Annotated in this window: 26 protein-coding genes; 3 read left to right on the top strand and 23 right to left on the bottom strand. The window is 63.2% G+C overall.

Annotation, left to right across the window (positions count from 1 at the left end):
• The 20 genes from L6D82_RS01095 to L6D82_RS01190 are packed head-to-tail and all read right to left on the bottom strand — an operon-like array spanning position 1 to position 17975.
• Positions 1-1236, bottom strand: a complete 1236-nt coding sequence (locus tag L6D82_RS01095; RefSeq protein WP_085611127.1) for a beta-ketoacyl-ACP synthase — start codon at positions 1234-1236, stop codon at positions 1-3.
• Positions 1236-1964 (bottom strand): 3-ketoacyl-ACP reductase FabG2, encoded by a 729-nt coding sequence (locus L6D82_RS01100; RefSeq protein WP_085746428.1) that lies wholly within the window; start codon positions 1962-1964, stop codon positions 1236-1238. Before L6D82_RS01100 ends, L6D82_RS01095 begins: the two co-directional genes overlap by 1 nt.
• Entirely contained in the window at positions 1957-2421 is a 465-nt protein-coding gene (locus L6D82_RS01105; RefSeq protein WP_085746429.1) for a hotdog family protein, read from the bottom strand. Before L6D82_RS01105 ends, L6D82_RS01100 begins: the two co-directional genes overlap by 8 nt.
• A complete protein-coding gene (locus L6D82_RS01110; protein ID WP_102686838.1) occupies positions 2418-3614 on the bottom strand; it encodes a beta-ketoacyl-[acyl-carrier-protein] synthase family protein in 1197 nt (398 codons plus the stop codon). The genes L6D82_RS01105 and L6D82_RS01110 overlap by 4 nt, the downstream gene beginning before the upstream one ends.
• Entirely contained in the window at positions 3611-4093 is a 483-nt protein-coding gene (locus tag L6D82_RS01115) for a hypothetical protein (protein ID WP_236187888.1), read from the bottom strand. Before L6D82_RS01115 ends, L6D82_RS01110 begins: the two co-directional genes overlap by 4 nt.
• Positions 4093-4818, bottom strand: a complete 726-nt coding sequence (locus tag L6D82_RS01120; protein WP_102686836.1) for a class I SAM-dependent methyltransferase — start codon at positions 4816-4818, stop codon at positions 4093-4095. The genes L6D82_RS01115 and L6D82_RS01120 overlap by 1 nt, the downstream gene beginning before the upstream one ends.
• On the bottom strand, positions 4815-6062 hold the full coding sequence (locus L6D82_RS01125; protein ID WP_064382853.1) for an NAD(P)/FAD-dependent oxidoreductase: 1248 nt from the start codon (positions 6060-6062) through the stop codon (positions 4815-4817). The genes L6D82_RS01120 and L6D82_RS01125 overlap by 4 nt, the downstream gene beginning before the upstream one ends.
• The gene (locus tag L6D82_RS01130; RefSeq protein ID WP_007952355.1) at positions 6049-7209 is read right to left on the bottom strand and encodes a cation:proton antiporter; all 1161 of its coding nucleotides are present in this window, start codon (positions 7207-7209) and stop codon (positions 6049-6051) included. Before L6D82_RS01130 ends, L6D82_RS01125 begins: the two co-directional genes overlap by 14 nt.
• The gene (locus tag L6D82_RS01135; RefSeq protein ID WP_236187889.1) at positions 7206-9545 is read right to left on the bottom strand and encodes an MMPL family transporter; all 2340 of its coding nucleotides are present in this window, start codon (positions 9543-9545) and stop codon (positions 7206-7208) included. Before L6D82_RS01135 ends, L6D82_RS01130 begins: the two co-directional genes overlap by 4 nt.
• Positions 9529-10131: an outer membrane lipoprotein carrier protein LolA gene (locus L6D82_RS01140; RefSeq protein WP_102718311.1), complete on the bottom strand. Its 603-nt coding sequence runs from the start codon at positions 10129-10131 to the stop codon at positions 9529-9531. The genes L6D82_RS01135 and L6D82_RS01140 overlap by 17 nt, the downstream gene beginning before the upstream one ends.
• Positions 10128-10553, bottom strand: a complete 426-nt coding sequence (locus L6D82_RS01145) for an acyl-CoA thioesterase (protein WP_085746436.1) — start codon at positions 10551-10553, stop codon at positions 10128-10130. Before L6D82_RS01145 ends, L6D82_RS01140 begins: the two co-directional genes overlap by 4 nt.
• The gene (locus tag L6D82_RS01150) at positions 10546-12090 is read right to left on the bottom strand and encodes an HAL/PAL/TAL family ammonia-lyase (RefSeq protein WP_074689588.1); all 1545 of its coding nucleotides are present in this window, start codon (positions 12088-12090) and stop codon (positions 10546-10548) included. The genes L6D82_RS01145 and L6D82_RS01150 overlap by 8 nt, the downstream gene beginning before the upstream one ends.
• Entirely contained in the window at positions 12071-13018 is a 948-nt protein-coding gene (locus L6D82_RS01155) for an LpxL/LpxP family acyltransferase (protein ID WP_039766474.1), read from the bottom strand. The genes L6D82_RS01150 and L6D82_RS01155 overlap by 20 nt, the downstream gene beginning before the upstream one ends.
• Positions 13015-13749: a glycosyltransferase family 2 protein gene (locus tag L6D82_RS01160; protein WP_102686830.1), complete on the bottom strand. Its 735-nt coding sequence runs from the start codon at positions 13747-13749 to the stop codon at positions 13015-13017. Before L6D82_RS01160 ends, L6D82_RS01155 begins: the two co-directional genes overlap by 4 nt.
• Positions 13742-15421 (bottom strand): acyl-CoA synthetase family protein, encoded by a 1680-nt coding sequence (locus L6D82_RS01165; protein ID WP_236187890.1) that lies wholly within the window; start codon positions 15419-15421, stop codon positions 13742-13744. Before L6D82_RS01165 ends, L6D82_RS01160 begins: the two co-directional genes overlap by 8 nt.
• A complete protein-coding gene (locus L6D82_RS01170; RefSeq protein WP_085746440.1) occupies positions 15418-15963 on the bottom strand; it encodes a COG4648 family protein in 546 nt (181 codons plus the stop codon). The genes L6D82_RS01165 and L6D82_RS01170 overlap by 4 nt, the downstream gene beginning before the upstream one ends.
• Entirely contained in the window at positions 15960-16214 is a 255-nt protein-coding gene (locus L6D82_RS01175) for an acyl carrier protein (protein WP_007947135.1), read from the bottom strand. The genes L6D82_RS01170 and L6D82_RS01175 overlap by 4 nt, the downstream gene beginning before the upstream one ends.
• Positions 16215-16223: 9 nt before the next feature.
• Positions 16224-16484, bottom strand: coding sequence for a phosphopantetheine-binding protein (locus L6D82_RS01180; RefSeq protein ID WP_007952344.1), 261 nt, complete (start codon positions 16482-16484; stop codon positions 16224-16226).
• Positions 16465-17274: a lysophospholipid acyltransferase family protein gene (locus L6D82_RS01185; RefSeq protein WP_085746441.1), complete on the bottom strand. Its 810-nt coding sequence runs from the start codon at positions 17272-17274 to the stop codon at positions 16465-16467. Before L6D82_RS01185 ends, L6D82_RS01180 begins: the two co-directional genes overlap by 20 nt.
• The gene (locus tag L6D82_RS01190) at positions 17250-17975 is read right to left on the bottom strand and encodes a beta-ketoacyl synthase chain length factor (RefSeq protein WP_085746442.1); all 726 of its coding nucleotides are present in this window, start codon (positions 17973-17975) and stop codon (positions 17250-17252) included. The genes L6D82_RS01185 and L6D82_RS01190 overlap by 25 nt, the downstream gene beginning before the upstream one ends.
• 369 nt (positions 17976-18344) lie before the next feature.
• Between L6D82_RS01190 and L6D82_RS01195 the strand changes: the two genes are divergently transcribed.
• Positions 18345-19115 carry a ParA family protein gene (locus tag L6D82_RS01195; RefSeq protein ID WP_007952339.1) on the top strand — a complete coding sequence of 257 codons (771 nt, stop codon included), beginning with the start codon at positions 18345-18347 and terminating at the stop codon, positions 19113-19115.
• A gap of 7 nt (positions 19116-19122) precedes the next feature.
• Here the strand turns inward: L6D82_RS01195 and trxC are convergent, their stop codons facing one another.
• The gene (gene trxC / locus L6D82_RS01200; protein WP_102686828.1) at positions 19123-19557 is read right to left on the bottom strand and encodes a thioredoxin TrxC; all 435 of its coding nucleotides are present in this window, start codon (positions 19555-19557) and stop codon (positions 19123-19125) included.
• A 194-nt stretch (positions 19558-19751) separates the two neighbouring features.
• On the opposite strand from trxC, the gene L6D82_RS01205 reads away from it, so the two are divergent.
• Positions 19752-20048 carry a type II toxin-antitoxin system HigB family toxin gene (locus L6D82_RS01205; RefSeq protein WP_102718314.1) on the top strand — a complete coding sequence of 99 codons (297 nt, stop codon included), beginning with the start codon at positions 19752-19754 and terminating at the stop codon, positions 20046-20048.
• Positions 20045-20446: a helix-turn-helix domain-containing protein gene (locus L6D82_RS01210; protein ID WP_039766491.1), complete on the top strand. Its 402-nt coding sequence runs from the start codon at positions 20045-20047 to the stop codon at positions 20444-20446. The genes L6D82_RS01205 and L6D82_RS01210 overlap by 4 nt, the downstream gene beginning before the upstream one ends.
• 132 nt (positions 20447-20578) lie before the next feature.
• On the opposite strand, the gene selO is transcribed toward L6D82_RS01210, so the two are convergent.
• Both selO and mscK read right to left on the bottom strand, forming a co-directional pair.
• Positions 20579-22042: a protein adenylyltransferase SelO gene (gene selO, locus L6D82_RS01215; RefSeq protein WP_064382865.1), complete on the bottom strand. Its 1464-nt coding sequence runs from the start codon at positions 22040-22042 to the stop codon at positions 20579-20581.
• A 48-nt stretch (positions 22043-22090) separates the two neighbouring features.
• Positions 22091-25444 carry a mechanosensitive channel MscK gene (gene mscK / locus L6D82_RS01220; protein WP_085746445.1) on the bottom strand — a complete coding sequence of 1118 codons (3354 nt, stop codon included), beginning with the start codon at positions 25442-25444 and terminating at the stop codon, positions 22091-22093.
• Positions 25445-25455 lie beyond the last annotated feature (11 nt).

The raw sequence follows: 25455 nt of genomic DNA on the forward strand, positions 1-25455 counted from the left end.
TTAATTCGGTTGGGGCCAGCGACGGAAAATCAGCGAGGTGTTGACCCCGCCGAAAGCGAAATTGTTGTTCATCACGTATTCGTGGCTCATCTGGCGGAATTCGCCGCGCAGGTAGTCGAGCTTGCCGCAGTGCGGATCGACCTCGTCGAGGTTGAGCGTGTGCACGTACAGGTCGCGGTTGAGCATCTCGATGCTGAACCACGACTCCAGCGCCCCACAGGCGCCGAGGGTGTGGCCCAGGAAGCTCTTTTGCGAACTGATCGGCATGCGTTCACCGAACAGGGCACTGGTGGCCAGGGTTTCGGCGACATCGCCCTGTTCGGTGGCGGTGCCGTGGCCGTTGACGTAGCCGATGACGTCCGGCGCAAGTCCTGCGTCTTCCAGCGCCAGTTCCATTGCCCGGCGCATGGTGACTTGCTCGGGGCGGGTGGTGTGCTGGCCGTCGGCGTTGCTGCCGAAACCGACGATCTCGGCGTGAATGTGCGCACCGCGTGCCAGGGCGTGTTCCAGCTCTTCAAGCACCAGCATGCCGCCGCCTTCACCGATCACCAGACCGTCGCGGCCCTTGTCGTAGGGGCGTGGCGAGGTGTGCGGCGCATCGTTTTTCAGGCTGGTGGCGTACAGCGCGTCGAACACCATGGCTTCCGTCGGGCACAGTTCTTCGGCGCCACCGGCGAGCATCAGCGGCAGGCGTCCGAACTTGATCGCCTCGTAGGCATAACCGATGCCCTGGCTGCCGCTGGTGCAGGCGCTGGAGGTCGGGATCAAACGGCCGGTGAGGCCGAAGAAGATGCTGATGTTCGCCGCCGTGGTGTGCGGCATCATGCGCACGTAGGAGTTGGCGTTGAGGCCCTCGGCCACCGAGTTGAGCAGCATGTTGCCGAACGCCTTGATCTCGTCGGTGCTGCCGGTGGACGAACCGCAGGCCACGCCCATGCGCCCGTCCTTGATCGACTCGTCGCCGAGCAGGCCGGCATCGGCCAGCGCTTTTTCCGCCGCGCCGACGGCCAGCCGCGAAACACGGCCCATGCTGCGCAGCTGTTTGCGGGTCCAGTGCGCCGGCACCTGGAAATCATCGATAGGCCCGGCCAGGCGCGTGTTGAGCTCGCTGAAGCGATCCCACTCGTCCATCCGGCGGATGCCGCTGCGGTTGGCGGCGAAATTGCCGGCGATGGTGTCCCAGTCGCTGCCCAGCGAGGTAATGCCGGCCATGCCGGTGACGACAACGCGCTTCATCAGCACAAGCCTCCGTTGACCGCCAGCACCTGGCGGGTGATGTACGACGCTTCCGCCGACATCAGGAAATTCACCGCACCGGCCACCTCTTCAGGCGTGCCCATGCGTTGTGCGGGGATCATTTTCATCAGTTCTTCCACCGGCACGTTTTCATCCAGCATCGCCGTGTCGATCAGGCCCGGCGCTACGCAGTTGACCGTGATCTTGCGCTTGGCCAGTTCGATCGCCAAGGCTTTCGCGGCGCCGATCACGCCCGCTTTCGACGCGCTGTAATTGACCTGGCCACGGTTGCCGATCAGCCCCGAGACTGAGGTGATGCAAACGATGCGACCCGCGGCGCGGCGGCGGATCATCGGCATCATCACCGGGTGCAGGACGTTGTAGAAACCGTCGAGGTTGGTGCGCAGCACCACGTCCCAGTCGTCGTCGCTCAGGGCCGGAAAGGCGCCGTCGCGGGTCAGGCCGGCATTGAGCACCACGCCGTAGTAGGCGCCGTGGGCTTCAACGTCGGCTTCGAGGATGGCTTTGCAGGTTTCGCGATCCGCCACGTCGAATTGCAGGATGCGCGCGGTGCGCCCGAGCGCTTCGACTTCGGCTTTCACTGCTTGCGCTTCCGCTACGCCGCTGCGGCAATGCAGGACGATATCGTGGCCGGCGCTGGCCAGGCGCAAGGCAATGGCGCGGCCGATGCCACGGCTGGAGCCGGTGACCAGTATTGATTCAGTCATCGTTCGACTCCTTGGATTGCTCTAGATAGTCCGCTGCCTGGGGCGGGCGGAACACGTTCAGCCGGGCGCTGGCCTCGATGCCGGGCGCGTTGATATGGCATTCAAATACGCCCATGCCGTTGTCGTCTTCCAGCGAGCGCAGGCCATGGATGGTCAGTTCGCTGCCAACCGGAAAGGCTGCGACATTGCATTCGAACTTGCGTGTGCCGAGCAGAAAGCCCAGCTCCACCGGGTTGCCTTTCTGCCGCGCATGGCAGCCGGCGAACGCGGCGACGCTTTGTGCCATCAACTCGACGCCGACCCAGGCCGGCAGGCTGCCGTCGGGCAGGCTGAACAGGCCGCCGGGCCGGACGGTGAGGGTGGTGTGGATCTGTTCGTCGTCAAAGCTCAGGATCCGGTCGATCAGGATCATGTCGCCAGCGTGGGGCAGCAGTTCGGCGAGCGGCCAGTGGCTCATGGGGCGTCTCCGATAATCAGGCTGACGTTATTGCCACCGAAGGCAAACGAGTTGCTCATCAGGTAGCGCGGTGCAATGGACGCCAGGCGCTCGCTTGCGGTCACCCACTTCAGCGCTGGCAATGCCGGGTCGGCCTGGCCGTCCCAGATGTGCGGCGGCAAGGCGTGGTCGGGGTTGTCGGCACTCAGGCTCAACCAGCAGAACGCCGCTTCCAGTGCGCCGGCGGCACCGAGGGTGTGGCCGGTCATCGGTTTGGTCGAGGAACACGGCACGCCTTCGGCAAACAGCGCGTCGACGGCCAGGCTTTCCATGGCGTCGTTGTGCTGGGTCGCGGTGCCGTGCAGGTTCAGGTAGCTGATGTCACCGGCCTGCAAGTGGGCTTGATCGAGGGCTTTTTGCATCGATTGCAGCGCGCCACGGCCGGTCGGCTCCGGTGCGGAAATGTGGTGCGCGTCGGAGCTGGCGCCCGCGCCGAGCAGGGCAATGCCCGGCCCTGCACCGCGCTCTTTGCTCATCACGAACAGCACCGCCGCTTCGCCGATGTTGATGCCGTTGCGGTTGGCGGAAAACGGATTGCAGCGCTCGTCCGAGACCGCTTCCAGCGCACTGAAACCGTTGAGGGTCAGTTTGCACAGGCTGTCGACACCGCCGCACAGCACCGCGTCGCACAGGCCCAGATCGAGCAGGCGTCGGGCGCTCATCAGCGCGCGTGCGCTGGAAGTGCAGGCGGTGGAAATGACATAGGTCGGGCCGCTCAGTTGCAGCCAGTCGGCGAGGAAATTCGCCGGGGCGCCGAGTTCCTGTTGCCGGTAGTCGTAATCGGCCGGGAACTGCTGGTCGCGAATGTAGTGCGCGAGGCCACGGCTGGCCTCGTCGATGCCCGAAGTGCTGGTGCCGAGCACCACGCCGATGCGCTCGCGGCCGTAAGTCTGGATCGCGTGCTCGATGTCATCGCGAATCTGCAACGCGGCTTCCAGCAACAGTTGATTGTTGCGGCTGCGCTGGTCGGCCAGCGCTTCGGGAATCGGCGCCAGATCGCCGTGCACGGCGGCCACCGGCAGCTCGCGCTCCGGCACCCAGCCGGACTCGCGGCGCATGCCCGAGCAGTCGCCGGCAAACAGGTTGCGTGCCACGGCTTGCTTGTCGCGCCCCAGGGCGCAGATCACGCCGAGGGCATTGAGGTAGGCGGTCATGACGTCGGTTCACCGAGTGGCGTTACGCGATAGTGTGGGCCTTGTGGCAGGTTCAATTCGAAGCTCAAGGGTTGGGTGTAACGGATGTCCCAGCGCGCCGGCAGGGAACGTTGGCCGCCCTGTTGCTGCGCGTCGGGGTAGTTGCGCGACAGCTCGCCCGCAGGGGTCAGGGCGAACAGCAGCGCGGCGAACAACTCCCGGGCTTCCGGGTTGGGCGGCAGCAGGCCGTCGGCTTGCCAGTGCCCGTCGATCAACTGCTGACGCGCCTGGGGAATGCCCAGCGGATCCATCATCGACCAGCGGATGCCGGGCCCTTCGCGCTGGATCACCAGCAACCAGTCTTGCTGTTGCCCGGCCAGGTGGCGCTCGATATGCAGCTGCATCGGCAGCGGGAGGCTCGGGTTGCCGGCCGGCAGCGGCGCCTGACTGGCACAGGCACCGAGCAGCAAAGCGCAGGCGAGCAGCAGAACACGCAACATCAGACAGCCTCGTTCAAGGGTTTGCGGGCCACCACGTTGACCAGGGTTTCTTCCCGCTGGCCGAATGGTTTTGGTTTGTGCAATCCAAAACGTTCGAGCAGACCGAAATCCTTCGACCGGCTCCACCAGAGATACGGGTACGAAACGTTCTGTTCGCCGAACTCGAAACCCTGCTGGCGAATCATCTCCAGGTACTGCGCCGCGCTCTTTTGCACGTGCATCGGATGACGGAACAGCCAGCGAATCACCCACGTATCAATGTAAGCCTCGGTGGACTCGGCGAACAGCAGATAACCGCCCGGCTTGAGCACCCGATAGAACTCGGCGAGAGCTTTTTCCTGCTCCACCAGATGATGGAAGGTCTGGTGACAGAACAGCAGGTCGACGCTTGAATCCGGGACATTCAAAGTCGCGCAGTCGCTGCCGATCAGCTCAACGTCGAAGCCCTGACGCGCGGCCTCGGCGGCGCTCAATTCCAGGCTGTGCGGATCGGCATCGACGCCGATCAGGCGCTGTGGCGCGAAGGTCTGGCGCAGGTGACCGAACGACTTGCCTTGGCCGCAACCGGCATCCAGCAGCACCGGACTGGCTGGCAACGATTCGCTGAACAGCCCGCGCAGATCGTTGATCGCCACGCGCAACACATGGTGCTGCCAGGTGTGGCTGCGCAGGAACCAGAAGCCGAAGCGGGTTTCCTCGACGTAGTTGTCGCTCAGGTAATTCATGTGTCGTCCCTTGCACAGAGTTCGGAGATCGTCTTCAGCCGACGGCGCGCTTCACTGACGAACGGGTTGCGTTCGTCCCAGGCGTAGCCGGCGAGGATCGAGCAGATCATGCGGCGGATTTCCGGCGAGCCTTGCTCGTGGAAAATCACGTCCTGGAAAGTGCCGGCGTACCAGCCTTCGACGTAGCAGCGGAAAGTGTCGACCCCGCGTTTCAGCGGCTCGGCAAACTCCCGTTGCCAGTCCACGGTTTCGCCCTGCAACTGGCGGTGCAGCACAGCGGCGGCCATGCTCGCCGAACGCATGGCAATGGTCACGCCCGAGGAGAACACCGGGTCGAGAAATTCGGCCGCGTTACCCAGCAGCGCAAAGCCCGGGCCGTGCAGGGTTTTGACGTTGGCCGCATAGCCGCCGAGAGTGCGCGCCGGGGTATCCCACACGGCGTTGTTCAGCACTTTGGCCAGGCTCGGGGTTTCGGCGATGAAACCGCGCAGGCAGGCGTCGAGGTCGGTATCGCGACCCGCGAAATGTTCTGCGGCAGCCACCACGCCCACCGAGCAGCGACCGTTGCTGAACGGGATCGACCAGAACCAGATATCGCGGTGCTGCGGGTGGGTGGTGATGAGAATCTTCTCGCGGTCGAAGCCGGGATGATCAATGTGGTCTTCAACGTGAGTGAAGACGGCCTGTCGAACCGGGAAATTCGATGGTGCTTCCAGGTCGAGCAAACGCGACAACACGCGGCCGTAACCGCTGGCATCGAGGACAAAGTCGGCTTCGACGCGGTACTCGCTGCCGTCTTCGCGGCGCACATTCAGCTGCGGTCTCGGACGTTCGAAATCGACGCTGACAATCGCGTCGCCGTAGCGGATTTCCGCGCCCTGCAATGCCGCCTGATCGGCCAGCAATTTGTCGAAGTCGGCGCGTTGCACCTGCAGCGTCGTGGGCTTGCCGGCGGTGAAGGTGTCAGCAAAATCGAAGGCGCTGTAGCGCTCGCCCCAGGCGAATGCCGCGCCGTTCTTGCGCTGGAACCCGGCGGCATTCACCGCCTCGAGCATGCCGGCTTCTTCGACGAAATCCAGGCAATGGCAGAGCAGGCTTTCACCGATGGAGAACCTCGGGAAATGCTGGCGCTCGATCACCAGCACGTCGTGCCCCTTGCGCTTGAGCAATGCGGCGGCGATGGCGCCAGAGGGGCCGGCGCCGATGATCACGACCTGACGGGATTCCATTTCAACGATTGGCACGCGAGCTCCTGGGTACGGCAATAGGGTTCAGTGACGCCCGGTGCAAGCCGATGAAGGCCGGCAACAGCGTCGCGATCAGACCCATCAGCATCAGCGCAAAGTACAGCGCCGGACTGATGAGCTGTTGTTGCAACAGCAGGTTGAGAAAAACGATTTCGCTTAAGCCGCGAATGTTCAGCAGCACGCTTTCGCGCCAGCGGCTGGCGCCTGCGAACGACGCGCCGGCCCAGCCGAGACCGAGCCAGTTGCCCACGATTTTGCTGGCGATCGGCAACAGCAGCAGCGCCGCCCATTGCACGGCGCCGAGGCTGGCGAGGGCGCTGTGCACGTCGATCTGGACGATGCCGAAAGTGAGGATCAGCGGAATCGCGACCCAGGTCTGCAAACGGTTCATCCAGTGCGCCGGCAGCGGCAACACCAGTGGCACCTTGAGCGCGGCCATGCATAGCAGATAGCCGATGCCGAAAATCAGCGCGTTGAGTTTGTAGTGTTCGGCCAGCACCAGCAGCGCAAAAAAACCGAGGCTGTAGGTCAATGGCCGGCGGATCCCGAACACCCGCAGCAGCACCGGCACGCAGGCCATCCCCAGCGGCAGCAACAGACTGCTCAGGTGCAGGCTGCCCTGAGCGAGGCCGAACAGGGTCCAGCAGGTCAGGTCGATCAGGATCGCGGTCTGCACCAGACGTCGGGTGGCGGCGGGCGGGTAGTCGATGTGGCGCAGGTACAGGTACAACACCGGGATCGCGGTGATGGCGAACACCAAACCGATCGCCAACGAGTTGATCCACGGCTGCGTCGGCAACAGCCAGTACGCCGTCGCGAGGCCGCAGGTGAAGGGCACGGCGAAACTCGGCAGGGCGATCTTCACGCTCTGCCGGTCCAGGCGCAGGTCGATCACGTCGCTGAGGATGTGCCCCAGCAACAGGGCAAAGCTCAGGCTGTAGAGGTTTTTCAGCCAGCCCGGCGCGATCAGTTCGGCGCCGTTGAGTTGCCAGCCCGGTTCGATCCAGAAGTACATCAGCAGCGGCAGGCCGAAGCTGGCCAGCAGCAATTGACTGACGATCGGGATCAGCCCGAAATGCCGGCCGACCCGGGTGGCGACGAAAAACAGCGCCAGGGCCATCAGCCAGAAAATCACCACCATCATGCTGAAGGCTCCGTGACGGAAACCGCGTGGGCCTGACGCCCGGCCCACGGCGCGAGCATGAAGCTGAACGCCAGCCCGAGGCTCACCGACAAGCCGAAGTTACTCACCGCCGGCGTACTCGACACCGCCAGCAGACCGAACGACAGCCAGGTGGTGGCGGCCGCGAGCAAGGTGCCGAGCAGGCTGACGGCCGCGCCGCCGACCTGCTCGCGCATGAGGATCGCGTAGTCGACGCTGATCGCCGTCACCAGCAACAGGCCGAACAGGCTGAACAGGGTCAGCGGCTGACCGAGCCAGCCCAGGCTGGCGAGGCTGCACAGCGCAGCGAGCAGCGGCAGGGCGACGATCCTCAGCGCGCCGCCGAGGCCGAACGGCAGCATCAGCACCAGCACGATCAACACGCAGGACGCGAGTTTCAGCTCAGCGGCGCTGATCTGGGTCTGGGCGAACACCTTGTTCAGATCGCCGAGCCGGTCCACCAGCATCACGCCGGGCAGGTCCAGCGCCTGCACCCGCAGCAGCGACGGATTGTTCAGGCCTTGCAGGCTGACCATTGCCGCCACGCCATCCTCGGTCGGCCCGAGCCACAACGTGCGGTAGGGCTCGCCGAGCGGGCCGGCCAGCGCTGCATCGATGTCTTCGGCGGGCAGCGTTTGCAACTGTTGCAGCTCGGTTTGCAGCGCCGCCAGCGGCACGCCGACCTCCAGCAAGGGCTGCCAGAACTGCGGCAACTTGCTCAGCGCTTCGCGAACCTGTTGCTGCTGAGCCGGCGGGCTGACCAGTTGATTGAGCGCCAGATAACCCTGCAGCTTGTCGAGGTTGACCAGTTGATCCAGCCGCTCGCTCAGGGCCGCTTGCCGTTCCAGCAATTGCTGCTGATCGGCGGCGCGCACCAGGAAGAACTGGCTGGTCGGCTGATAGCCGGTAATCCGCGCGATGGTCTGCGCTTCATCGGTCAGGCGTTGCGGCGCGCCCACCCACTGGCGGATGTCGTTCTTGCTCTCCAGTTGCAGCAGGCCGCCGACGCAGAAGGCGATCAGCAGGGCCAGCAACACCGGCGTCCTGACGTGTTCGAGCAGGGTTTCGCGCAACCGCACTAGACGCTCGGCTAGTTGCAGCGGCCATTGCGCCGGGCGCAGTTCGACGTTTTTCAGCAGCGCCGGCAACAGGCACACCGCCGACAGATAAGCGCCGAGCAAACCGGCGGCGGAGAACACCGCGATCTGGGTCAGGGCCGGGAAAGGTGTCCAGGCCAGCGCCAGGTAACCGATGGCGCTGGTGATCAGGCTCAACGTCAGCCCGGACAGGGTCAGGCGCAACGCCGGCCAGCTGTGCCAAGGTTTGAGACTCCAGCTCTTGGACAGGTAGTGCAGCGGGTAATCCACCGCCACGCCGATCAGACTGGAACCGAGCACCAGCGTCATCACGTGCATGTGCCCGAACAGCGCCACGCAGGCCACCGCACCGAACAGCATGCCGACCAGCACCGGAATGAACGCCAGCAGCACCCGCCAGCGGCGGAAGGCGAGCAGCAACAGCAGCAGAATGCCGATGGTGGCGCCGCCGCCGACCCAGGTCATTTCCCGGGTCGCCTGCTGCTGACCGTTGGCGGCGTACAGCAGGCCGCTGGCGGCCAGCAATTGCACGTCGGCACTCGCCGCTTGTTCACGGCTGTGTTGCAGCAGTGCGGCGACTTGCAGCGGTTGATTCATGTCGAAGGCGCTGCCGGTGGTGCGTGCGCGCAGCAGCACCCAGCTCTTGCCGTCGGCGTCGGCGATCAACGCGCCGCTGCCGATGTCCAGTTGCACCGCGCCATGTTGCGGCTGGCTGTTCTGGATGCGCCCGGTCAGGCCCAGCCAGTCGTCCTGACTCGGCACCAGACTGAACCCGGTGAACGGGTCGAACAGTGCCTGTACCCGTTGCTGGATAAAGGCGTCGGGATGTTCTATCAGCAGTTGTCGGTCATCCGCCGAGAGCATCGCCAGCCGCCCTTGCAGCAACTGCGTGCGCAGGGCCGGCAGGTCGGCTTGCAGGTTCCACTGGACCTTTTCGAACAGCCCGCTGGCCTGCCATTGCTCGCCCAGGGTCTGGGCCATGGCGACCGCTTGCTGGCGATCGGCGTGACCGACCAGCACCAGGATGTCGCGGTTGAGCGGCTCCTGCATGCGTTGTTCGGCGCGCAGTTCGAGGGCGTCCGGGTGGGTGCCGGGTACCAGTTCCATCAGGTTGGCCGACAGCGGCGCACCGTCGCGCCACTGCCAGGCGCCCAGTGCGACAACCGCCAGCAGCAGGATCAGGAACAGCCAGGGCAGCCTGCGTTCACTCGGCAAAGTCATGTTGCTCCGCGTCGCTCAGAGGTTGGCCGGCGGTGCTGTCCTGCATGCGCAGCACGGTGCTGTCGCCCTGGGTTTCCAGCAGTTCGATGGTGTTCACCAACGCGCCGCCGCTGATGTTGATCTGATTGAACACCTGCTTGAGCAGCACCGAGCGCGGGGTCAGGGTCAGTTGCCATTTCTGCGCATCGCCGCTCAGGGCCAGTTCGAAATCCCGTTGCAGACCGCTGCTGTCGCCTTGCAGCACCGCCAGGAACAAGCGGTTCTGCTCGGCCCCGGCGCTCTTGTTCGGCAGCAGTTGCCAGCCGGTGGCGTCACGCCGGGCGATGCCCTTGGCGCTGATGCGGTAATCCTGTTGCAGCGGGGATTTCAGCAGCCACAGCAGGCCGTGGTTTTTGGCGAGGACAAAACTGCCTTTGCTGATCAGCGGCTGGGGCAGGGCGCGCAGGTGTTTTTCCTGGGTGAACTGGCCGTGGATCACGTCCGGCTTCGCCAGTTGCTCGCTCAACTGTTGCAGGTCGAAGGCGTTGGCCAGCGACGACAGCGTCAGCAGTGCCAGGGCCCCCAAGGATTTCAACAACACATTCATCGCAGCATCCTTTCCACGGCATCGGTGAAGACTTTCGGCGAGGCCAGTTGCATCTCCCGGCTGCTCATCTCGACCGCCACCTGCACCGAGCTGGCGCGGGTCAGGCGTTCACCGGTCTCGGCATCGGTGATCAGGTAGTGAATCTTCAGGCGGTTTTCCCACTCCACCAGACTGGCGCGCACGTTCAGCCGCTGACCGAACACCGCGCCGCGCACGTAGCGCAGTTGCAGGTCGATCACCGGCCAGGCATAGCCCGAGTCGACCATCTGGTTGTAGTTGTGGCCGATCTTGTCGAGCAGTGCACAGCGCGCCACTTCCAGGTATTTCACGTAATGGCCGTGCCAGACGACGTGCATGGTGTCGACGTCAAAGAACGGCACGAGGATTTCCGTATCGGCGTGAAGCACTCCGGCACTACGCATGCAGCCTCCAGTGTTGCTCGGCGATGCGTTGCAGGCACAGGCGCAATTCACCTTCCAGGGCACGGTCTTCGATCACCGGCGGGAAGTCCCGGGCCAGTTGCTCGTGCATGGCGGCCAGCGATGGCGGCAGTGGTCGTGCATCTTCATCGCGGCCGCGCAGCCATACGCCTTGATTGGCCGCCAGCAACGTGGCGGCGGCGACCTGTTCGGTCAGCTCCAGCACACGAATGGCGTCGCGGGCGGCGATGGTGCCCATGCTCACCTTGTCCTGGTTGTGGCACTCGGTGGAGCGCGAGAATACGCTGGCCGGCATGGTGTTTTTCAACGCTTCGGCGGTCCAGGCACTGGCGCCGATCTGCACGGCCTTGAAGCCGTGGTTGAGCATCGCGCGGTCGGCGCTGGCGCCGGACAGGTTGCTCGGCAAACCGTGGTTGTAACGCTCGTCCACCAGCAGCGCGAGTTGTCGGTCGAGCAGGTCGGCGACGTTGGCCACGAGGTTTTTCAGGCTGTCCATGGCGAACGCGATATGTCCGCCGTAGAAGTGCCCGCCGTGTAGCACGCGCTCGGCTTCGGCGTCGATGATCGGGTTGTCGTTGGCGCTGTTGAGTTCGGTCTCGATGAACGAACGCAGCCAGTTCAGGCTGTCAGCCAACACGCCCAACACATGCGGTGCACAGCGCAGTGAGTAACGATCCTGCAAACGGTGCAGCGGAGCGGTCGGTGCGTCGATCGCCAGATCCTTGCGCAGCCACGCGGCGACCTGCATCTGCCCCGGATGCGGCTTGGCGGCGAACAGGCGCTCGTCGAAGTGTTCAGGATTGCCTTGCAGCGCCACCACGTTCAGCGCGGTGATGCGGGTGGCCAGTTGCAGCAGGTAATCGGCGCGGGCGTAAGCCAGGCAGGCCAGACCGGTCATCACGGCGGTGCCGTTCATCAATGCCAGCGCTTCTTTCGGGCGCAGCACCAACGGTGTCCAGCCCAGTTCGCGGTGCACATCGGCAGCCTGGCGGCGTTCGCCACGGAACATCACTTCACGCTCGCCGGACAGGGTCGCGGCGACGTAGGACAGCGGCGTCAGGTCGCCGCTGGCGCCCACCGAACCCTCTTCAGGAATCAGCGGTAAAATGTCGTGTTCAAGAAACGCATGCAGGCGCTCCAGCAACTCGATGCGCACCCCGGACACGCCGTGGCACAGCGACTGCAACCGCGCCGCCAGCACCGCACGGGTGGCCTGGGCGTCGAGCAGTTTGCCCAGTCCGCAACCGTGGAACGTGTAGAGATGACGCGGCAGCGCCTCGACGTGATGCAACGGCACCGCGACCACGCAGGAGTCGCCGTAACCGGTGGTCACGCCGTAGATCACGCCTTCCTTGTCCAGCAGCGAATCGAGGAACCGCGCGCCCTTGGCGATGCGTTCGCGATAAGGCGCGTCGCTCTGCAACTGCACGGGCGCCTGACGGTTGGCCAGGGCCAGCACGTCTTCGATGCGCAAAGGGCGTTCGCCGAAGGTGACCGGCTCAGGAGTTGGCGTTGTCATCGGTTTTCCAGAATGGGTAAAAGTTGAACCATTGGCACGGTGCTTCGAGGCAATAGTGACTCAGGCGTTGCGCATAGCGGGTGGCCCACTGATGAATGACCTGTTCGCGCTCGCGGCGTGACCACACCACGGCGTCGGCGAACGGCTCGAGAGTCAGGCGGTAGTGTCCGTCTGGTTGCTTGAGGCACATCAGCAGGTTGACCGGACATTTCAGCAGGCCGGCCAGCAGCCACGGCCCTTGCGGAAATGGCGCCGGGTGGCCGAGAAAGTCCACGGTCACGCTGCGCCCGCCATGCAGCGGCACGCGGTCGCCGGCAATCGCCAGCCACTCGCCGCGCTCCAGCCGTTCGTGCAGTTGCAGCATGATCACCGGGTCCAGCTCGCTGACCTGGATCAGTCGCAGGTTGGTCGCCCCGGCCTCGCCCAGCAGACGATTGAATTGCTCGGCGTGCTTGGTGTGCACCAGCACGTTCATCGTGACCTTTTCGCCCAGCTCCGCCAGCGCCCGGCACACTTCGAGGTTGCCCAGATGCGCGCCCACCAGCATTTGCCCGCGACTGCCGCGCAACTGATTGCGCAACAGCGCCGGGTCGATGATTTCGATCTGCTCGATCTTCAGCTTGCCGTTCCACACGTCGAGCTTGTCGAGCAGCGAATCGGCGAATGCCATGAACTGGCGGAATACTCGCCACCGGGTCGGGCGCAGTTCGTGGCGACCGCTCCAGTCGGCGAGGCGCTGCTGATACTGCCAGGCACTGCGCCGCGCAGTGCGGCCGAACAGGAAAAAGTACAGGACGATGCCGTACAGCAACGGACTCAGCAGGCGTCGACCAAGGACCTTGGCGGCGAACGCGGTGAATTTCATCAGCAGGAAACTGCCGCGCTCTTCGCGGTCGGCCCAGTGCTTCTTGTCGGTCTCGACGGTCATGCGCGCCACCGTCGCCAGAGGATCACGGGCAAGCGCAGCAACATGCCGAAGAACAGGCGCGTGTGCATGCTCGAGATCAGCACGTTGTCGTAGAACAGGCGAAAGTGCGACACGCCGTCCAGCGGGTAATGCACGCTGGTCTGCAACCAGCGCATCGGCTGATTGCGCCACGCCAGGCGCACCAGAATGTCCGAGTCGAAATCCATGCGCTTGCCGATCCGCGCCGAGTCGATCACGCCCAGCGTCGGTTCCAGCGGATACACGCGGAAGCCGCACATCGAGTCGCGAATCTGCAGCGACAGGGTGTTGATCCACACCATCACGTGGGTCAGGTAGCGCGCATACAAACGGCCCTTGGGCACGCTGGCGTCGTACAGCGGATAACCGCAGATCAGCGACTTGGGGTGAGCGCGGGATTCTTCGATGAAGCGCGCCACATCCTGCAGGTCATGCTGACCGTCGGCGTCGACCTGCAAGGCATGGCTGAAGCCGAGCCGCGCGGCTTCACGCAGACCGGTCATCACCGCGCCGCCCTTGCCCTGATTGGCAGTGAGGCGCACCAGATGAACCCGCTCGCGCTCGGCCAGCGCGTCCAGCACCGCCGCGCAGGATTTGCTGCTGGCGTCGTCCACCAGAATGCACGGCAGATCCTCGGCGAGCAGGGCGTCGACCACCGTGCCGATGGCGGTTTCGTGGTTGTAGACCGGGATCACTGCGCAAGGATTATGCATCGCCAGTCCCCAGCAGAATCCGCCCGCTGGAGCAGGTGGCGGTGTCGTTGCGATAGGCGAAATACAACTTGCCGCGCTCCGGGTCGAAGCGCAGGTGCAACTGGATTTCATCGCCGGGGCGCACCAGTTGCTGGAATTTCAGCACTTCCATGCCGGCGAACGCGCCGGGCAGGTTCAGCAGTTGCCGACCCAGGTTCAGCGCCCATTCGACCTGCACCACGCCCGGCAGTACCGGGGCCTTGGGGAAGTGGCCGCTGAAGTAGGCCAGATCCGGCGGAACGCTCAATTGCAGGTTCCATTCGCCCTCGGTTTCGGCCTGCTCCAGGATTTCCGGTGCTTTTGGCCGTGGCGCCAACAGCAAGGCTTCGACGTCGGCTTGAGGCAATTTGCCCTGTGAGGTCAGCGGCAGTTGTCGTAGCAGACGCCAGCGGCGGGGCAGGGCCAGGGCTTCGCAATGGTCGCCGAGATGACGGCGCAAGGTTTCGGTCAGGCTGCGTCGACCATGTTCGCGCAAGGCAAACAGGCCGGATTCGCTGAGCACCAGCAGGGCGCCGAGGGACGCGCGGTTTTCCTGCACCACGCCCAGACGCGCTTCGGCGACCCAGTCGTGGGCTACCAGCGCCTGTTCAAGCATCGGCAGGGAAATACGTTTTTCTTCGAGTTTGACGATCCGGTCGAGCCGCCCGAGCAATTCAAAGCGGCCATCGGCCTGAATACGCGCCGCATCGGCGGTGTGTTCGACATGCCCGGCGGGCAGGTAGGGCGAAGCGATCAGCAAGGCGCCGTCGCTGTCCTGGCTCAACTCGACGCCGGCAAACGGCTGCCACAACGGTTCGCCCTGACGCCAGGCAATGCCGCCGGTTTCCGAGCTGCCGAGGATTTCCGTCGGCCACTGTCCCAAGCGTTGATGCAGGCTTTGTGCGGCGTCAGCCGGCAGTGCGCCACCGGACGAAAACACCCGGCGCACGACGCTCAGGGCTGGCCAATCGAGGTTGTCGCCCATGCGTTTGAGCAGCGCCGGACTGGCGACCCAGACGAAGGCCGGGTGCTCGCGGCTGGCGCGTTGCAGGTCTTCCGGGAAGGCCAGTTGCTTGCGCAGGAATGGACGCCCGGCGCACAGCGGCCACAGCACACGAAACAGCAAGCCGTAGATGTGCTGGGTGGCGACGCTGCCGAGGATGCAGGCTTCACCCAGGTCCGCGCCCCATAGTTGCTCAAGGGCTTCGACTTCGTTGGCCAGTTGGCGCAGGGATTTGTCGATGCGCTTGGGCTCGCCGCTGGAGCCGGAGGTGCACAGGCTCAGGCGGCACTGGTCGAGATCCAGTTCGGCAGCGGGCAGGGGAGGTTGCAGCAAATCGCTCAGACGAGCGTCACCGGCCTGATCGGTCAGCCACAGATCGACGTCGTTCGACCAGCGCTGGCGGGTCTGCACTTGCAGATCAGACGGCAGCAACACGCTGACGCCGGCACGCCAGGCGCCGAGCAGGGCGACGGCCAGGTCGGCGGCATCTTCCAGATGTACCGCCAGACGTTGCACGCCGCGCGCTTGCAGACCTGCCGCCAGGCTCAGGGCCTGTTCGCACAGTTGTGCATGATCGAATGCCGGTGCGCTCGTTACCGTGCGCGCCGGCAGGGCCTTGAGCAACAGCTGCTCAAGTTTTATCCAGTTCATGGGCGACCTCTTACCCGTTGTCGTATCAGCCATTCAATGGCAAACATCAGGCCGATCAATCCGTAGGAGATCAGGCCGGTGTACAACATCCACCAGTTCAGCGGCGCCCACAGTGTCAGCAGGGCGGCGCACAAACCGTTGCAAAAGAAAAACACGCTCCAGGCCACGGTGACCTGGCGGGTGTAACGAATCGCCTTGGGCGGCAGTTGCGGTTCACGCAGGCGAGCCAGACGCTCGACCATCGGCGGGCCGTATTTCAGGCTCAGGCTGAACAGCACCAGCATGAAGCCGCTGATCAGCACCGGGTACCAGCGCAACAGCAAAGGGCTGTCGAACACCGCCAGCAGCAGGCAGAACACGATCGCCACGCCGGCCATCCACAAACTGCCGGGCTTGCGTTCGCCGGTCAGCGCCCGGGCCAGCCACAGGCCGCCCAGCAGCAGGCCGAACTGCCATGGCGCGAAATGCTCCATGCCGAAATACACCGCAAAGGGATACAGCAAGCCTGCCAGCAGCAGGCCGAGGCCGATCAGTCGGCTCATGCGGCCGGTTGAACCAGACGGTAGACCGCCTCGACCACGTCGCTGACGGTGCGCACCGACTTGAATTCCTCGGCGGCGATTTTCTTGCCGGTCTGGCGTTTGATGTGATCGATCAGGTCGACGGCGTCGATGCTGTCGATTTCCAGATCCTGATACAGGTTGGATTCCAGGCTCACGCGAGCCGGGTCCAGTTCGAACAGCTCGACCAGGGCATCGCGCAGGGTGTTGAAGATGTCGTCACGAGTTTGCATGGTCCGGTCTCAAGCTGCCTGTTTTGCCGTGACGAACGCCGCAAGGCTCGCCACGTTGGAGAAATGGTTACGGGTGTCCTTGGCGTCGGCGTCGATCTTGATGCCGTACTTTTTCTGGATCGCCAGGCCGAGCTCCAGGGCGTCGACGGAATCCAGGCCCAGGCCTTCGCCGAACAGCGTCTGGTCGTCGCCGATGTCCTCTGCGCTGATGTCTTCGAGGCCCAGGGCGTCGATGATCAGCTCTTTGATGTCACGGTTTAGATCGCTCATCTTCGGCGAGCTCCTTGATAAAGAATTGGTGCAAATAGTCGTTGAGCTTGCGCGAAGCCTGGGGCGCTGGCCCCTGCGCGGCGAAAGTCTGTGGGTCTATATCGGCCCCGACGTGAAAACTGAAGTGCACGCGGCGACTGGGAATGCGATACCAGGGCTCGGCCTTGGTCAGGGTGGTCGGACTGACCTTGATGACCACCGGGGTGAGGATTTTCGCACCGCGCAGCGCGATGGCCGCCGCGCCCCGATGAAAGGCTGGCGCCTGACCTGGCTGGGTGCGGGTGCCTTCGGGAAAAATGATCAGGGTCTGCCCGCTCTGCAAGGCACCGGCGGCGGCGTCGAGCATGTCCATGCTGCCGTCGTTGCTGATGTATTCGGTGCTGCGCAGCGGGCCGCGAGTGAAGGGGTTTTCCCACAGGCTTTTCTTCACCACGCAGTTGGCACCGCGCACCAGACCGATGAGAAACACTACGTCGATCAGTGAAGGGTGGTTGGCGATGATCATCTGCCCCGGACGGCCGAGGCGTTCGGCGCCCTGAATGTCGTAGGTCAGCACGCCGGTACGGGCCATGAACCGGACAAAAAACCAGAACAGCCGGCTGACGGTCTGGCGTGCCCGTTCGCGATGCGTAATGGCATCGCCCGGCAGACAACCGAGCAATGGAAATACCAGCAGGCGCAGGCACAGACCACCGAGCCCGAACAGGGCGAAGCTGGTGGCAGTGGCCAGCAGACGCCAGTAATAGGCGTCGCGGTTTTTTCCGATCACGGGTTGCGTTGCCAGGTCCATAGACGAGTCTTCCAGGCATGTTGGCAATGGGGTTGCTGACCGAGCAGGGTTCGCAGCAGATTCAGTGCGTGGGGCCACTGCGTTTTTGACCGTGCTTCGGGGGCGCTGTTCAGGGTCAGCCGCCAGTCGGTACCGGGGGTGAGCAACAGCCCGACCGCGTAGGGAAACGGTACGTCGTCGATCCACGTCGAATAGGCTTCGGGCGGCTGTTCCTCGGTGATCACCAGCAGCACCGCCGGGGCGCCTTCGTTCAGCAACGTGGCCGCTTCGAGCATGCCGTGTTCGAGGCCGTCGCCAGCCGCAGCGAGCGCGGTCATTTCGCTGGTCTCGCCGCGCATGATCGACCACAGGCCGATGATCGCGTTGTGCACCGACAGGCTGAACTGGGTCGGCGACAGCGGCTGTTCGTTGGCCAGATCGCTGAGGATTTCAAAGGTGCGCGGGGTTTCGCCGTGCCGGGAGACGAACACCAGCGGCAGGTTTTCCCGACCGTCGGCCAGCGGCCAGCCGACACTGAACGCCATCCGCGCCAGACGGCTGAGACGACGGCGCTGCATGGCCGGCAGAAACGAAACATCGGGTGCGGCATCGCTGCTTTCGAGCACGACCGGTTGTCGGCTCCAGGCTTGCCAGGCTTCCACACTGTCGAGCCCGGGAGCCCAGGCGCGCCATTGGGCGATGTTGAAGTTGATCACGGACATTTATCCCGCCCCTGCGGGCTGAGTTGACGCGGTTTCGCCAACGTCGCCGCTGAGCTGATTTAGCCTGAAATGGCATGGCGCGTGGCGCCGGGTGGCGCGCATTATCCCGGTGCGACGAGTGTGTAGCAAATGCTGGTTACATTTTGAACGACGAAATGAACCGAATGGTACGCGGCAAGAGCTATCACTTGGCCATTATCCAGATTGTCGGGTGTCTGTCTGTCAGGCGAATCGGCGATCATCGGGTGTCTTTGCGCCGTATTCATTGGGATATTGGCGCCCGACTCTGTAGTCCGTGCCCATCGAGGTAGCGAACCGGCACCGGGCACCACTACACTCGGTCATTCTTTGATACACGGAGGTTTTGTCATGCGGCGCGTGGTGTTCAATCAGAAAGGTGGCGTGGGCAAATCCAGCATTGCCTGCAATCTGGCGGCGGTAAGCGCCAGCGAGGGTTATCGCACGCTGTTGGTCGACCTCGATGCCCAGGCCAATTCCACTCAGTATCTGACCGGGCTCACGGGTGATGACATTCCGATGGGCATTGCCGATTTCTTCAAGCAGACCCTGTCTTCCGGGCCGTTCTCGAAAAAGAATCAGGCGGATATCTACGAAACGCCGTTCGACAACCTGCACATCATCACCGCCACTGCCGAACTGGCTGACCTGCAGCCCAAGCTTGAGGCCAAGCACAAGATCAACAAGCTGCGAAAGCTGCTCGACGAGTTGTCGGAAGATTACGACCGGATCTATCTGGATACGCCACCGGCGCTGAATTTCTACGCGGTCTCGGCACTGATTGCCGCCGATCGGGTTTTGATTCCCTTTGACTGCGACAGCTTCTCGCGTCAGGCCCTGTACGGTCTGATCGCCGAGATCGACGAGTTGAAGGAAGACCACAACGAAGGCCTGGAAGTCGAAGGCATTGTGGTCAACCAGTTCCAGGCCCGGGCCAGCCTGCCGCAGCAGATCCTCGACGAACTGATCGCCGAGGGCCTGCCGGTGCTGCCGGTCTACCTCGCCAGTTCAGTGCGCATGCGCGAGTCGCATCAGGCCAACACGCCGCTGATCCACCTCGACCCACGGCACAAGCTGACGCAACAGTTCGTCGAACTGCATAACCTGCTCGAAGACGCCTGAAGCCTTGTCAGATGCCCTGGCTGCGCAGCCAGGCCATCAACTGCGGCAACGGGAAAGCCCCGCTCTGACGGGCGACTTCCCGGCCGTTGCGGAACAGAATCAGGCTCGGAATCGAACGAATCCCCAGCTGCGCCGACAACTGCTGATTGGCCTCGCTGTCCAGCTTGGCCAGCCGGCATTTGCCCGCCAGCTGCGCAGCCGCCTGCTCGAACACCGGCGCAAACGACTTGCACGGCCCGCACCACTCCGCCCACACGTCCACCAGCAACGGCAGATCACCCTTGATCTGACTGGCGTAATCGCCTTGCTTGAGCTCGAACGGCTTGTTCAACAGCACCTCGGACTTGCAGCGCCCGCACTTCGGGTGATCGTTGAGGCGCTCGGCGGGAATGCGGTTGAGGCCGTTGCAGGAGGGGCAGGGGATGAGGAGTGGGTCGGTCATGATCGGAATCCGGTGGAGAGCTGATAACTACTAGTTGGAGACGTTTGCTCATATTTTCAATCGTGCAGTGTTTGGCTGTGAGCCTAGGCTGAGATGAACCGGCTTAGTCCGTTGGTCTGCTCGGCCGTATCGCAACTTGCGATAATTTTGATCTGTGATTAACTCCCCATAGCAGAATGCGATAAGGATGTTGCATGCATGTCATCACCGGAAAACGAATACGAGAAGCGAAGGCCAAATGGCCTAACGCAGCTACAGCACTGGACCACTGGCTGGAAGTGGCGAAAGGGAGCAAATCGCCAGATTTTGCGGCGCTGAAGGCCTTGTTTCCAGCTGTCGACAAAGTGGGTGATTTTCATGTTTTCGATATTGGCGGTAACAAGCTCAGGTTGATCGCCTATGTCAGATTTCGACCTCAAAAGTTGTACATCAGACATGTGTTGGATCATCGCGAATATGACCGCGGTAAATGGAAGGAGGCTAAGGCATGAGTGTTCTGATCAAAAAAGCCGCTGAGCACTGGGAGTTCGTTTCGCCCTTGCTGCGCAAGCCGAAAAGCGAAGACGACTACGACAGGCTCGTTCAAGCCCTTGACGAGCTGCTCGAAATGACGGGTGATGATGAGTCTCATCCTTTAATGAGTCTGGTGGATATCATCGGTGACTGGATTGAAGAATGGGATCGCGTGCATCACCCGACGCCTAAACCGCCCGGTTTTGAAGTACTGGGGTATTTGATGCGTGAGCATGGTTTGACCCAGAGCGATTTGCCGGGTGTGGGGACTCAGTCTGTTGTTTCGGAAATCCTCAGTGGAAAGCGCCAGTTGAATCTGCGGCAGGTCCGCTGGCTGGCCGAGCACTTCAAGCTACCTGTGGACGTGTTTATCTGAAAGGAAACCAGTGTGTCCAGTGTCGTGGCCTTTGCACTCTGAGCATGTCGCGCGGTTTTTTCAGCCGGCGCTGTCATCTAGCAGGTTGCCTGACGGGAGGGTGCACGGCTCCAAGACAGGAGACCGTGCGCTTCATGAGGAACAACTGATCTCCAAATGCTTGCCCCACTCCGGCGGCCGTTCCGCGTAACTCTCCATTCCAGGCTGTTCCTCGAATGGATTGCTCAGCACCGCATGCAACCGGCGCACTTCTGAATAGTCACCCTGCTCGGCGGCATCAATAGCCTTCTGCGCCAGATAGTTGCGCAGGATGTACAGCGGATTCACCGCATGCATCCGCGCACGGCGCTGTTCCTGATCGGTCGCGCCATCGCGTGCGACGCGGGCGACATAGCGCTCGCCCCAGGCATCGAAACCCTTGATATCGACGAAGTCATCGCGCAGGCGAGCGACGGCCTGTTCGGCTGACTCTTCGCCCAGGCGGCGGAAGAACAGCGTGTAATCGACGCCGCTGTTCTGCATCAGTTGCAGCAGTTGTTCCAGCAGTTGCTGGTCGTCGTCCTCGGCGGTGGTGAAGCCGAAGCGGCGGCGCATCAGGTCGAGGTAGTGCGCCTGGAACAGCGGCAGGTACAAACCGAGGGTTTCGCGCAGGGCTTCAACGCTGATGAACGGCGTCAGGGCCTGGGCCAGGGCGCTGAGATTCCACTGGCCGACAGGCACCTGATTGCTGAAGGAGTAGCGGCCCTGGTCGTCGGAGTGGTTGCAGATGAAGTTCGCATCGAAATCGTCGAGGAAGGCGAACGGGCCGAAGTCGAAAGTGATGCCGAGGATCGACATGTTGTCGGTGTTCATCACGCCGTGGCAGAAGCCGTAGGCCTGCCATTTGGCGATCAGTTCGGCGTTGCGCTCGACGATCTCGCGGAACATCGCCAGATACGGCTCCGGCTGTTCCAGGCATTCGGGGTAGTGCATCGCCAACACGTGTTCGCCGAGCAGCTTCTGCTGCTCGGGACGTTTGGTGTAATAGAAATATTCGAAATGGCCGAAACGGATGTGGCTCGGCGCCAGGCGCAGCACCATCGCGGCGCGTTCCTGTTTCTCACGCCAGACCGGGGTGTCGGAGCCGATCACGCAGGCGGCGCGTGAAGACGGGATGTTCAGCGCATGCAGCGCTTCGGAAGCGAGGAACTCGCGGATCGACGAGCGCAGCACCGCGCGACCGTCGCCCATGCGCGAGAACGGCGTCTGCCCGGCGCCCTTCAGATGCAGGTCCCAGTGCTCACCGGCGGCGTTGTAGACCTCGCCCAGCAACAATCCGCGCCCATCGCCCAATTGCGGGGTGTAGCCGCCGAACTGATGTCCGGAATAGACCATCGCCCGTGGCTCGGCATCGGCCCACAACTTGTGGCCGCCGAACAGCTCGGCAAATTCCTGGGTGTCGGCCACTGCCGGGTCCAGATCCAGCAGCGCCAGAGCCGCAGGGCTGGCCACGACCAGTCGCGGATTGTCGATCGGTTCGGGCAGCACGTGGGCCGAGAACGCATCGCCCAGGCGGGCGAAGCGGTTGTCGAAGGTCAGTTCGTCGAGGGCTTTCAAGGACCGGCTCCAGCAGAATGTCCGAGCATTCTGCTGGGATTAGCCGGGTTAGTCGAGTTTGGCCGGCGGCGGTTCCTGCAAGGGTTTCTGGTCATCGCTGACCGGCACGATGGTTTTGGTTTCCGGCTCGATCGGCACCATCTTGTATTCCTGACCGTGGAGGTTCTTCAGGTAAACCTCCATCTGGCGGAACGAAATGTTGATGTGCTGCTTCTTGAACTCGCGGTTGATGAAGCGGTTGACCTCATCGAGTACCGGGTTGCGGTCGCCGAGATCGCGCACATGCATGCGCAATTCGTGGTCGAGAGTGCTTTCGCCGAAGTTGAGGAAGTACACGTGCGGCTCGGGTTCCTTGAGCACACGCGGGTTTTCCCGGGCGGCCTTGAGCAGCAGTTCCTTGACCAGATCCAGATCCGAACCGTAATCGACGCCCAGTTTCAGGGTCACCCGGGTGATGGTGTCGGTCAGCGACCAGTTGATCAGTTGCCCGGTGATGAACGTCTTGTTCGGGACAATGATGTCCTTGCGGTCGAAGTCGGTGATGGTCGTGGCGCGGATGCGGATCTTGCTCACCGTACCCGAGAGGTTGCCGATGGTAATGGTGTCGCCGATCCGCACCGGGCGTTCGAACAGGATCATGATGCCGGAGATGAAGTTCGCGAAGATCTCCTGCATGCCGAAACCGAGGCCGACCGACAGCGCCGCCACCAGCCATTGCAACTTGTCCCAGCTGACGCCGAGGGTCGACAGGGTCGAGACGAAACCGACCCCGGCGATCACGTACGACAGCAGCGTCGTGGTCGCGTACGCACTGCCTTGAGCCAGATTGAGTTTCGACAAAACGAACACTTCAAGCAGGCCCGGCAAGTTGCGGGCGAGCGCGAAGGTGATGCCGATGATGATCAGCGCGCCGAGCATGTCGCCGATGCTGATCGGCACCATGCTCATGTTGGCGCCGGTGCCGCTGGTGTATTCGTAGAGGGTGATGTTGTCGAGGTACGAGAACACCGTGATCAGGTCGGCCCAGACCCAGTACAGCGCGGCGATGAAACCGCCGAGCAGTGCCAGACGGATCAGGCGCAGAGACTGTTCGTTGACCTTTTCGATGTCCAGGGTCGGCTCTTCGATCACCGCTTCGCCGTCGCCGGCTTCTTTCGCGGCCTGACGTTTGGCCAGGGCGCGCTGGTAGGCCAGACGGCGTGCCGCAACCGCGAGGCCACGGACGAACGTGGCTTCGATCACCAGCCAGAACATCAGCAGGTACAACGTGTTGATCAAGCGGTCGCTGAGCTTCAGCGCGGTGTAGTAGTAGCCGAAGCACACGGCGACGAACAGCGCGATAGGCAGCAGAGTGAACATCACGCCCACAGCCTTGCGGAACAGCGAGGCGTTTTCGTGGGTCGGGCTGCTGATCAGCAGACGGCTGAGCAGCCACGCCATCAGGGCGTAGCAGGTCAGCACAACCGGCATGCCCAGCACATCGTCGGCCAGCGCCGCCGGTTGCAGCTCGGCGACCGCCACCACCGCCACCAGCGCCATGACCACCAGTCCGAGGCGACGCACCCAGCCTTGCAGGAATTCGACCTGCGGCTTTTCCCAGCGGAAGTGCAGTTCCGCCACGCCGCCCGGCGCGAGGATCCGGTAAGCGGTGTAGAACACCAGCCACGCCTGGGCCATTTGCAGCAGCGCCGCGCCCATGTTGGCGTTCTGCCCGCGGGCGTCGATCTGCAACGCCAGCCCGCAGAGGGCCAAGCCCAGCGCCACCGGCATCGCCAGCAGAATATTGATCAGGATCGCCTGTGGCGTATGCCACTGGCTGTCACGCTTGAAGTGACCGATGTCCTGATGAACCTTGTTCAAGCGCGAGTACAACTGCTTGCGGCGCCACAGCAGCGCGCCGATCAGCAGCGCCAGCGGCAGGAACAACAGCGGTCGCTGGGTCAGGCCGTCGGTCAGTTCGCTGAAGCTCGAGGCCAGCGGCAAAGTGTCGATCTGACGCTTGAGGCGCTCCGGCACGCCGCGCATCCATTCGGTGTCCAGCGGCTTGTTGCTCGGAATCCAGAACATCTGCTCGTCGAGGGTCGCGCGCAGGCTTTGCGCGGTGCTCAGCAGTTGTTTCTGGTTCAGTTGCAGGGTGATCGATTCGTTGAGCATCGCGCTCAGTTCGCGACTCAGCCGTTCCAGCAGATCGACGCGAGTGTTGGCCAGCTCGAGCAGGCTCTTGCGCAGTTGTGGCGTGACTTGTTCCGGCGGCTGGGTGGACAGCAGGTTGTCGACGTAGGTCGCCGGATTGCTCAGCTGTTCGCGCTGTTGGTTGATTTCGAACTGGTACAGGCGAATGTCGGCGATCTGGTCCGCCAGATCGCGGTCGACCTTGAGGCGCGGCAGCGCCTGTTTCTGTTTATAGAGAATCTTCGACAGCAGAAGGCTGCCCTTGAGCACGTTGATCTGCTCGTCGAGGGCCGAATCGCTCTGGGTCACGCTGTCCAGCTGCTGCTTGGTCTGCAGGTTCTGTTGGGTCAGTTCGTTGAGGCGGTCGGTGCTTTTGAGCAGGTAGTCGGAGAGCTTGAGGTTGGCCGCGCTTTCCGTGGCGAGCAGGGCGCTGCTGCCGGACTTCTGGGCCTCGATCGACTGCTGCGTCACGGTTTCCTGCGACAGGGTCAGACGTTTCTGGTTGATCAGGGTTTGCAGTTCCTGGATCTCGCGGTCCAGACGGTCGGACTTTTCCGAAAGCAGGTCATGCTGGCTGTTGCCCAGATCCTGCAATTGGTTGTTGCCGGCCAGTTCCTGACGGCGCAGCGGGATCAGCGCGTTCAGGGCGGCCAGCTCGGCGTTGAGCAGGTCGCGCTGCTCGGCGCTGACGGTTTTGCCGGCGTCCTTGCCGGTCTTGAGGATGTTATTGATCTGCTGGATGCGCGTCTGGCTGCTGGAAATCTCGGCCTGGGCACGCTCGGGGCGGGTCTGGGCGGTGATGATCAGGCTGTTGGCGTCGGCCAGGGCCTTTTGCAGATCGCTTTGCTGGGTCGAGCGCTCGGTGAGCATCTGCTCCAGCTGCTGAATGTTTTCCTTCGGGAAGCGCTGCGCCACCGGCACTACGGCGCTGGCCTTGAGGCGGGTCAGTTCGCGCGAATTCTCGATAGTCTGCTTCGGCGCCGTGGCCAGTTGCTGCTTGAGGTCGATCAGCTTCTGTTCGTAGTCACGCCGGTTATTGAGCTGGTTCAGCGTGTTTTGCAGGACCGTCTGCAGGGCCTTCTTGTCGGCCTCGGGCAGTTTGCTGTCGGTGAGCTTGTCCAGGCTGGCCTGCACGGCGTCGCTGGACGGCGGTTCTGCGGCCTGCAGCGGGCCGACAGTAAGACTCAGGCCCAGCAGGGCCGCGAGGAAAAAGGAGCGCAGGGTAGGCATAGAGACCGGTC

The organism is Pseudomonas paraglycinae (genome assembly GCF_021601625.1).
Classification (GTDB): Bacteria; Pseudomonadota; Gammaproteobacteria; order Pseudomonadales; family Pseudomonadaceae; genus Aquipseudomonas; species Aquipseudomonas paraglycinae.

Excerpts from the sequence above, each read along its gene's own strand:
- L6D82_RS01120 (WP_102686836.1), bottom strand. The coding sequence starts at position 4,818 with ATGAATTACCTGAGCGACAACTACGTCGAGGAAACCCGCTTCGGCTTC.
- L6D82_RS01155 (WP_039766474.1), bottom strand. The coding sequence starts at position 13,018 with ATGACCGTCGAGACCGACAAGAAGCACTGGGCCGACCGCGAAGAGCGC.
- L6D82_RS01140 (WP_102718311.1), bottom strand. The coding sequence starts at position 10,131 with ATGAATGTGTTGTTGAAATCCTTGGGGGCCCTGGCACTGCTGACGCTG.
- L6D82_RS01180 (WP_007952344.1), bottom strand. The coding sequence starts at position 16,484 with ATGAGCGATCTAAACCGTGACATCAAAGAGCTGATCATCGACGCCCTG.
- L6D82_RS01145 (WP_085746436.1), bottom strand. The coding sequence starts at position 10,553 with ATGCGTAGTGCCGGAGTGCTTCACGCCGATACGGAAATCCTCGTGCCG.
- L6D82_RS01150 (WP_074689588.1), bottom strand. The coding sequence starts at position 12,090 with ATGACAACGCCAACTCCTGAGCCGGTCACCTTCGGCGAACGCCCTTTG.
- L6D82_RS01195 (WP_007952339.1), top strand. The coding sequence starts at position 18,345 with ATGCGGCGCGTGGTGTTCAATCAGAAAGGTGGCGTGGGCAAATCCAGC.
- trxC (WP_102686828.1), bottom strand. The coding sequence starts at position 19,557 with ATGACCGACCCACTCCTCATCCCCTGCCCCTCCTGCAACGGCCTCAAC.
- L6D82_RS01175 (WP_007947135.1), bottom strand. The coding sequence starts at position 16,214 with ATGCAAACTCGTGACGACATCTTCAACACCCTGCGCGATGCCCTGGTC.
- L6D82_RS01165 (WP_236187890.1), bottom strand. The coding sequence starts at position 15,421 with ATGAACTGGATAAAACTTGAGCAGCTGTTGCTCAAGGCCCTGCCGGCG.
- L6D82_RS01100 (WP_085746428.1), bottom strand. The coding sequence starts at position 1,964 with ATGACTGAATCAATACTGGTCACCGGCTCCAGCCGTGGCATCGGCCGC.
- L6D82_RS01110 (WP_102686838.1), bottom strand. The coding sequence starts at position 3,614 with ATGACCGCCTACCTCAATGCCCTCGGCGTGATCTGCGCCCTGGGGCGC.
- L6D82_RS01205 (WP_102718314.1), top strand. The coding sequence starts at position 19,752 with ATGCATGTCATCACCGGAAAACGAATACGAGAAGCGAAGGCCAAATGG.
- L6D82_RS01130 (WP_007952355.1), bottom strand. The coding sequence starts at position 7,209 with ATGATGGTGGTGATTTTCTGGCTGATGGCCCTGGCGCTGTTTTTCGTC.
- L6D82_RS01105 (WP_085746429.1), bottom strand. The coding sequence starts at position 2,421 with ATGAGCCACTGGCCGCTCGCCGAACTGCTGCCCCACGCTGGCGACATG.
- L6D82_RS01135 (WP_236187889.1), bottom strand. The coding sequence starts at position 9,545 with ATGACTTTGCCGAGTGAACGCAGGCTGCCCTGGCTGTTCCTGATCCTG.
- L6D82_RS01115 (WP_236187888.1), bottom strand. The coding sequence starts at position 4,093 with ATGTTGCGTGTTCTGCTGCTCGCCTGCGCTTTGCTGCTCGGTGCCTGT.
- L6D82_RS01210 (WP_039766491.1), top strand. The coding sequence starts at position 20,045 with ATGAGTGTTCTGATCAAAAAAGCCGCTGAGCACTGGGAGTTCGTTTCG.
- L6D82_RS01160 (WP_102686830.1), bottom strand. The coding sequence starts at position 13,749 with ATGCATAATCCTTGCGCAGTGATCCCGGTCTACAACCACGAAACCGCC.
- L6D82_RS01170 (WP_085746440.1), bottom strand. The coding sequence starts at position 15,963 with ATGAGCCGACTGATCGGCCTCGGCCTGCTGCTGGCAGGCTTGCTGTAT.
- L6D82_RS01190 (WP_085746442.1), bottom strand. The coding sequence starts at position 17,975 with ATGTCCGTGATCAACTTCAACATCGCCCAATGGCGCGCCTGGGCTCCC.
- L6D82_RS01095 (WP_085611127.1), bottom strand. The coding sequence starts at position 1,236 with ATGAAGCGCGTTGTCGTCACCGGCATGGCCGGCATTACCTCGCTGGGC.
- L6D82_RS01185 (WP_085746441.1), bottom strand. The coding sequence starts at position 17,274 with ATGGACCTGGCAACGCAACCCGTGATCGGAAAAAACCGCGACGCCTAT.
- mscK (WP_085746445.1), bottom strand. The coding sequence starts at position 25,444 with ATGCCTACCCTGCGCTCCTTTTTCCTCGCGGCCCTGCTGGGCCTGAGT.